The sequence below is a fragment of the Robinsoniella sp. RHS genome, assembly GCF_001029355.1.
Classification (GTDB): domain Bacteria; phylum Bacillota; class Clostridia; order Lachnospirales; family Lachnospiraceae; genus Robinsoniella; species Robinsoniella peoriensis.
Genome location: NZ_JNGB01000254.1, coordinates 1 through 2,122 on the forward strand (window position 1 = coordinate 1; position 2,122 = coordinate 2,122).

Annotated in this window: 2 protein-coding genes; both read left to right on the forward strand. The window is 44.3% G+C overall.

The features are described from left to right. On the forward strand, positions 1 to 182 hold a 182-nt coding region (locus RHS_RS29380), incomplete at its 5' end, for a hypothetical protein (RefSeq protein WP_047835228.1). Between the two features lie 60 nt (positions 183 to 242). Beyond that, the coding region (locus RHS_RS29385) for an OmpL47-type beta-barrel domain-containing protein (RefSeq protein ID WP_047835229.1) at positions 243 to 2,122 on the forward strand (1,880 nt) is incomplete at its 3' end.

Here is a 2,122-nt window from a genome sequence, read left to right on the forward strand (position 1 = left end):
CCCATGATCCCAAAGAAGATTTCAACATGCATGCATATTCTCTGGCACCGGGAGCGGCAATTGTTACTAAGATGGCAAAAGGAATTACCTTTGACCGCTGTACATTCCAGAACCTGGGTTCAGCCGGAATCAATATGCTGGATGGTTCTGTGGGCAACACAGTAAAAAATAAGTGTATTTAAAGATATATCGGCAGGCGGAATACTTGTGGAGGGGTCAGTATTACCGAAGCACATCCTTTGATGCCCGGAGATACTGTTGAGAACCATATTAAAAATAAAACACCCCATGATGAGCGTTTAATAGTAAAAGACAATACGATTACAAATAATTACTTTAACGGAATCGGTACGGAATATAAGGGAAGCATTGCCGTTGTGGCAGGCTATACGGATGGAACTGTTATTACGAATAATACAATTCGTGACGTGGCTTATTCCGGTATTTCCGTAGGCTGGGGCTGGGGATACTGGGAGCAGGGCGGACGTTATAAACCGGACGGCACGCCCGATGATGAGACCCCTGCGGAATATCCCGTATTTCCTCTTGGAGATGCAGCAGTATCACGTAATAATATTATTGAAAATAATGATGTTTCCATGTGTATGATGAAACTACACGACGGGGCAGGCGTTTATACACTTGGTGACATGCCGGGCACCAGCATTAAAGGCAATATAATCCATGATAATGTAGGCTGGCCGGGCGGTATTTACCTGGATCAGGGCAGCGGCGGAATGACTGTGGATCAGAATATTACATACAATGTTCAGGTAGATATGAATCATAATGTCCGGGAGTATACCTATGGATACAAGGCAGATCATTATGTAGACGGAGGCAATAATTATTATGGAGTAGCTCCGGACGACGACCGTTATCCAGTGGAACTGGCAGCAAATGCCGGAGTACAGGAAGCTGGCGGAGAAATCATCATTCCGATTGAGTTGAATAAATTAACAGCGCCGGAATTTATTTCATCCGGGGATAAAGTGTTGCTGGAAGGAAACTTTGGCAAAGAAACAGGAAGAGTGGTACTTAGCGGGGCACAAGGTCCGGTTTATGTGGATGCACAGTCCGGAAATATCATCAGCTGGACAGCTAAAAAAATACTTTTGCGTATGCCGGGCGGTGTTGTAAGCGGTTCTGTATTTATTGAAAGTGCAGATGGAATCCAGAGTAATGCAAAGAAAATTAATGTAGGTAATTTTACAGAAGAATTATTTAAAGATGACTTTGAAGATTATGCAGCAGGAAAATTAGTGGATCAGGAATCTGCTGTAAACCGCTATACAGCCATTGTGAATAGTGCTTATGTAGAGAAAAATGAGGACGGAACACAGTTTCTGCGCATCAATAAGCCTGCTGACGGCGTCGATGCCCGTCTGGAAAAAGAAGCGGACTGGCAGGATGTTATGCTATCCATGGATTTAAGATATGACGTAAACCCACAGAGTTACGGAGGATTATTCCTTTCACCGAGATTCATGGACCACGGCAATAAATATCTCGTACTGCTTACTCCGAATTACACCAATGGTCTGGGTTACCAGCAGTATGTAGACGGCAGCTTAAACGGCCCTGGAGGCGGCGGAAATTACAGCTATAAGGTGGGGACCTGGTACAGCACGAAAATTGCTATTGTTGGACATGAGATGAAAGTAAAGATATGGGAAAAAGGAAAGCCGGAACCATCCATATGGACTTCTGCGACTACTTTCTCGGGTGTGGATAAAGGCGGACTTCTGGTGCAGATGACTAGTTTCATAGATGGGGAAAAAGCAAGTATTGATAACTTGTGTGTACTCGGATATCAGCCAGGAATAACAGAAGATATGTCAGCCGACCGCACGGCACCGGTAACAACCGCTATCCTTTCTGGAAATCAGAATGCAGAAGACAAAGGAATTTATAACAGTCAGGTTCAGGTATCGTTATTTGCAGAAGACCTCGATTCTGGCGTGGCGGATATTGAGTATCAGCTGGGTGACAGTGAATTTACTGCTTATACAGAACCTCTAATATTTGGAACAAACGGTGACTACGTCATTTCGTACCGCTCGGTAGACAGAGCCGGAAACACAGAAAAAACCAGAACAATCCGGTTTACGGTGGATTTACA